The following is a 5,946-nucleotide window of genomic DNA, read 5'->3' as shown; positions in this document are numbered from 1 at the left end:
AAAATAGCCGTCTTCACCTAAATCAACGTTAGTAGTTATTGCACGGGAACCATCACTTTGTAAATCCCCAATTAAATTTTGTTTTACTTTTCCTTGGGCTTCTTCTAATGATATTTCTCCGGTTTGAACGGCATAATTCATTGAATCAATTAATTGGAGTGCCATTTCTACATTATTTTTTAGCATTTTTTCTCCCAAATCATCCAAATGCTCTTTAGCAGAATTATAACTGCTTACACCTATTATTAAGCTTGGAATTAACAATAAGCTCAATGAAATAATAATTAACTTAGTACGTATCTTCATTTCCATTCCCCTTCTATTTTATGTAAACCTTTAATTCACCAAATTAATATCGACTAATCTTCAATAATGTTTAATGTAAAATAGCACTAAAGTTACTTGAAATTTGAATACAAACCATTTCAAAGAAATGTATTATCCCTCTTCACAAAAAAAATAATATAATGCTATAATTTTCTAATTCATCACGAAACCGCGAATCTAACCACATACCCAACGAAAATAATCTCCATAAATCTGTACAGATTCTAAAATACCATTAGATAGCGTATTTTCTATATGCACAAACCTTATCAGAATGGCTATATTGTTTTTGATAATGCCATGAGACAATTTCGTAGTTAAGAGAATACACATAGGTAAAATAGCAGGTTTTTATTGACTATAAAATTAATGAGGAGTTATTATATTAAAACAATGTTCAGTATTTTTACGCTATTTTGTTTTTTTAAAATAATTTTTCCGTAGTCCTATACCTTTGATTCAAAGGATTGAGCAATTGAATCTTTTTGGGTGATTGATAACTGCAATTCTGACGCTGGGAGCTAATTTTTGCTTTATAAGTACTAATACAAAGATTAAAGATTCTTATCAGGGAGTGACTTAACGTGACAACTTCAAACAGACTAATCAAGCTATATCAGCACTTAGTAGAACACGAAGATTGGATTACAGCTCAAGAATTAGCTGTGTTGTTGAATTGCTCAGTCAAGACAGTCCGAAAAGATTTAATAGAGCTAACTTCTTTCCTTCCAGGGAATTGGCTAATTGAGACTCAACGAGGAAAAGGACTTTTTTTACATCGTCCTCCCAATCAAACAAGTTTAGCTTTCGAACATCTAATTAATGAAACGGACAAGCTGCATAATTTGATCACATTTCTTATTCGGAATGAATCAGGCTGCTCGCTCTCAGAAGTTAGTCAAGCGCTATACTATAGTGCAAGTACAATCAGTAAAGTTTTGGAATTATTGAGGAATGATTTGAAGAAATATTATTTAAAAATAGACATGAAGCCGATAAGAATCAATGGTGAGGAGTTTCATTTACGCCAGTTCTATTTTGACTTTTATTTACGAAAGCATTGTTTTCATCTGGTATCAGAACAAGCTTCAGAATCAATATATTCATTTATGAGTGAAATTGAAAGGAAAGGCGGTTTTACTTTTTCAGATCATGCTTACGCACAGCTGCCGATTCTTTTAACCATTTGGCAGAGCCGTATGATTAAAAAAAAATATATAACAGAGTTCGTATACCCTGCAGTTCTTGTTGAATCAGGCAATTCAATTGATTGGCTTCTAACTCTTATTGAAAGCTATCTTGAATCCATTCAGGTTATGGTTATCCCTAGTGAGCTTCATTATGGAGCAGCACTGATACTTGGTGCAGCAAGGATTGAAAAGAGGAAAGATGATGATTGCTTGAGTATGAATGAAATAATTGGACAACCTCAATTGGATTCTATAATGAACGTGATAAAATATGTAGAGGAGCAAACTCAATTACCCTTTTCGAACGACCCTATCTTGGTGCAGCAATGCCACAAATATTTCGAACATGCGAAAATAAGATTGATAACTAAAGTGTATAGCTATGCAAATCACCATAAATCAATCATTAAAAATAAACAAGCTTTCCTTTACAATTGTATTCAAGAAGCAATTGTACGTAACTGTAATTATGCAGAATCGTTTAGGGATGATGACTTTGCAGATATTACGATGTACTTTATGGCTAGCAAAAAAGGCCATGAAATGCAACAAAAAGAAAAAACAATTTTATTGTACATGAATGACCTTGGTGTCTTGAGATATATCATGTTGAAACTCTTAGACCATATAAATGGGCACATTAGATTGATGACGACTAATCAAGCACATGAAATGGTTAGTCTTGCTCTTCATGGAGATCTAGATGCAATTATTACAACAAATCATCATATATATGGATTAGTAACGAACGATATACCTGTCCTTCAAGTGAGTCCATTGTTAAGCGACCGTGAGATCAAAATGATTAAAAATAATCTAAAAATATAGGACCTAAAAAAAAGAGAAAAAACGGGATACTGCTATAGTATCCCGTTTTTTCTCGCTCTCGCTATGCGTGCTTATTCTTTTATCCAAACTAAAAACGCCTAACCCACTGCGTTTTAGAAATGAGAACAGAAAAAAGGAAGTACTATATTACATAGTTTAAAATACATCCATCTTTTTTATTCTTCTCCGGTGAACAAGGTGGCAAAGAAAGTAGTGAATTCCTATGAAGGCGATAACATATTGACTTTTATCGAAGTCGAATTGGTCGTTTAATGAAAGGTCTTGGACTAGTATCAAACAGCTCACTCTTGAACTTAATGATACTGTTCATTGGTTCAATAACATTCGAATTCACGGAACCTAGGCTATTTAACACTAGTGGAATTCAAGCAACAAACCTTATAATTTTTATCCAATTTAGTGTTTGCATACCAATTTTTACCCTTATTCATTTCTACAAGGGTAAAATTGAAAGATTTAATATAATAATAATATTTTATAATGGGTAGGAGGGTTATTGGGAACAATGCCGTGGCAATAAAAAGAGGAGTCTGGAGAAAATCTCTAGAGATATAGTATATTCGGATAAATAATAAGGTCAATCGATTTTGTCCGTGGTGTGAAGAAATCACAACTTCAAGTAATAGCTGTCAGCCCCCAAAGTCCCTCTCTGATGCTTGGAAACCCTTGCGTATCATGGCCTTAGAATTAAAGCAAAATGCTCAATTAAGAGAGGATGGTGTTAGTGAATCCATTTAGTGTACGAAATAAATTAATCATATCTGTATCCTTTATCCTCTGTATCCCTTGCGCACTGATTGGCTGGGTTTCGTATAAAACAGCATACGAGCAGATTACTGACAAAACGATGGAAGGGCTTGAGAGGAATCTATTTATATTAGATACTTATATTGATAAAATGTTGAGTTTGCCAAAAGAAGAGGTTTCTTTATTGGCTCAGAGTATCAAGGCAGATAACATAGAAACAAATCAAGGAGACGAAGACTCGGAGATTCGAGAGATTATTGACAGATTTCAATCCCTGAGTACAAATATTATTAAGACCAGAGTCACTTCGCACAATGGTGCCTTCATGTCTTCGCCCCATCTAACCCTTCCTTCTGACTACAATCCACTAGAACAGGGCTGGTATAAACTTGCAGTTGAGAATCCGGGGATAGTTTCTATAACTGCTCCGCGTTTATCAGAATCAAATAAACCAGTTGTCACAATGTCTAGGCAGACTAGAGATAAAAAGGGGGTTGTAGCTGTTAGTATCTCTCTGGAGGACTTGACACGCAGCGTGAGCCAACTCACATTTGCTGAGGGAGATATTTTATACATATTGGATCCCACAGGGAAAATCGTCGCCCATCCTCAGGAAAAACTTGCGGAAAAGCCTAAAGGAAATTACTATGACGAAATACTAAGAAATTCATCAGGTGATATAAGTTTTAAAGTTAATGGGAACCTAAAAAAGGCCATTTTTCTTACAAATGCACAAACGGGTTGGCGAATTATTGCTGAAATTGATCAGCTTAAGATTGCTCAAAGTGTCAAACCGATTTTTAATATTACCCTCTTTGTGCTGCTCATTGCAATTTGTCTAACATCTATTCTGATTTCCATTATTGTTCGCTCGATTACGAAGCCTTTGCAGGTGTTAGTTGACGCTTCTGAGAAAGTTAGCGAAGGGGATCTGTCGGGGCATGTCATAATCACAAGTCAAGATGAGTTTCAAAAGCTTGGCGACGCTTATAATCATATGATTGACTCTTTAAGTAAATTCGCATTGTACGATCCACTAACTAATTTGCCTAATCGGAGGCAGTTTGTCTTTACTCTGGAACAGGCCATCACACAGGCTAGATCAGAGCAATCTAAGTTCGCCATTATTTTTATTGACGTGGATAACTTCAAGCAAGTTAATGATACACTTGGGCATTCGGCTGGCGATGAGTTACTTCAGAAGATGGCAGAACAATTGCAGTCTTGTATAGGTTCTCAAGGAATGGTTGCACGCTTGGGGGGCGATGAATTCGTCATTTTTCTAGAAAATAGCGCAGATCATGCTTATTTGGAAAAAATGCTGAGTACGTTACGTGATAGCTTTGTTCAACCTTTTACTATTCATGGCCAAATCACTTTTGTTCAAATGAGTATGGGAATCGCAAGTTATCCAATTGATGGAGTGTCTCAAGAAGAGCTTCTCAAACATGCTGATATCGCCATGTATAAAGCGAAAGAACTAGGGGGAAATAACCATCGATTTTTTGACGACAAGATGAATGAACTCGTTATCAAAAAGGATCAAATCGAGCGAATGATGCGTCTAGCGCTAGCAAGAAATGAATTTAACGTTCATTATCAACCGCAGATAGAATCAACTACTGGAAAGATCAGAGGGTTTGAGGCGTTAGTGCGCTGGAATAGCCCCGAGCTTGGATTTGTTTCTCCAGAAGATTTTGTTCCGATTGCAGAAAAAATAGGATTGATTACACAAATTGACGAATGGGTCATGTATCAAGCCTGCTTGAAAAATGTCGAATTACAGCATCAATTCGGTTATCCCTTCCTGATGGCGGTTAATATTTCGGCTTTACAATTAGGAAGAGCAGATTTTGTGGATAAAGTCCAGCTCATTTTGAATGAAACTAAGATGAAGCCGGAACATTTAGAGATTGAAATTACTGAGAGTATCTTAGTTGAGTCATTTGAAAGCTCTATTTGCATACTGCGAAAATTAGAGAACCTAGGGGTAAAAATTGCCCAGGACGATTTTGGCACCGGTTATTCTTCACTTAACTATTTGAAATTATTGCCGATTCATACCCTTAAAATTGATAAATCACTTATTCAAAATATGACATCAGCAACAGCAGAAAAAACGATTATCGAATCGATTATCCACCTTGCCCATAAATTAGGTCATGATGTAGTTGCAGAAGGGGTGGAGACAAAAGAACAGTATATTTTACTCAAAGAATGGAACTGCGACTTTGTCCAAGGATACTATTTTAGTAGGCCTGTTTCGGAAGATAAACTTGTCGAATTGCTAATAGAGGAAAAAAACTCTGAAAACAGTAAAAAATGAGACTCTTTAATGACATAGATCGAGAAGAAGGAAGTGATTAACTCCCGACCTCTCACACCACCGTACGTACCGTTCAGTATATTAAGATGGACAACGCAAATTTTCATAAAGAGCTAACAGACTTTTGAGCCCTTAGGAACTCCAGTAGGAGTTTCTGAGGGCTATATGTAGAATTGGACTACTAGATATTCTTAAAAATCCTTTACGTGAGTTGCCCCATTCGTAAGCCTACCCTTTCGGAGCTCCTAACACATAAATAATATTATTTTAAATTTATCATAATTAGAATTAGAGTTGGGGAAATATCATTTAAATGAATATACCCGTAAAAAAGAAAGACCTTTTTTGGTATGTCAACACTAAACTGGACAAAAATTATAAGGTCTGTTGCTTGAATTCCACTGGTGTTAAATAGCCTAGTGTTCCATGAATTCGAATGTTATTGAACCAATGAACAGTATCATCAAGTTCAAGAGCGAGCTGTTCAAGAGTAGAGAAATGTGCTCC

The 5,946-nt window shown here is 35.7% G+C and carries 4 protein-coding genes; 2 read left to right on the top strand and 2 right to left on the bottom strand.

Features of this window, described 5'->3' with window-relative positions; translation table 11 throughout:
• Positions 1–306, bottom strand: a 306-nt coding sequence (locus ACOMCU_RS27680) for a cache domain-containing protein (RefSeq protein WP_421052250.1), incomplete at its 3' end; no start/stop codon positions are given.
• 605 nt (positions 307–911) lie between these two features.
• Here ACOMCU_RS27680 and ACOMCU_RS27675 point away from each other — a divergent pair.
• Entirely contained in the window at positions 912–2,345 is a 1,434-nt protein-coding gene (locus ACOMCU_RS27675; RefSeq protein ID WP_421052248.1) for a BglG family transcription antiterminator, read from the top strand.
• Between the two features lie 745 nt (positions 2,346–3,090).
• Positions 3,091–5,439 (top strand): EAL domain-containing protein, encoded by a 2,349-nt coding sequence (locus ACOMCU_RS27670; RefSeq protein WP_421052247.1) that lies wholly within the window; start codon positions 3,091–3,093, stop codon positions 5,437–5,439.
• A 375-nt stretch (positions 5,440–5,814) separates the two neighbouring features.
• Here ACOMCU_RS27670 and ACOMCU_RS27665 read toward each other — a convergent pair.
• A partial coding sequence (locus tag ACOMCU_RS27665; protein WP_421052252.1) for an IS3 family transposase occupies positions 5,815–5,946 on the bottom strand: 132 nt, incomplete at its 5' end.

The organism is Lysinibacillus sp. UGB7 (assembly GCF_049058285.1).
Taxonomy (GTDB): domain Bacteria; phylum Bacillota; class Bacilli; order Bacillales_A; family Planococcaceae; genus Lysinibacillus; species Lysinibacillus sphaericus_B.
This window is presented reverse-complemented; position numbering and strand designations above follow the sequence as displayed.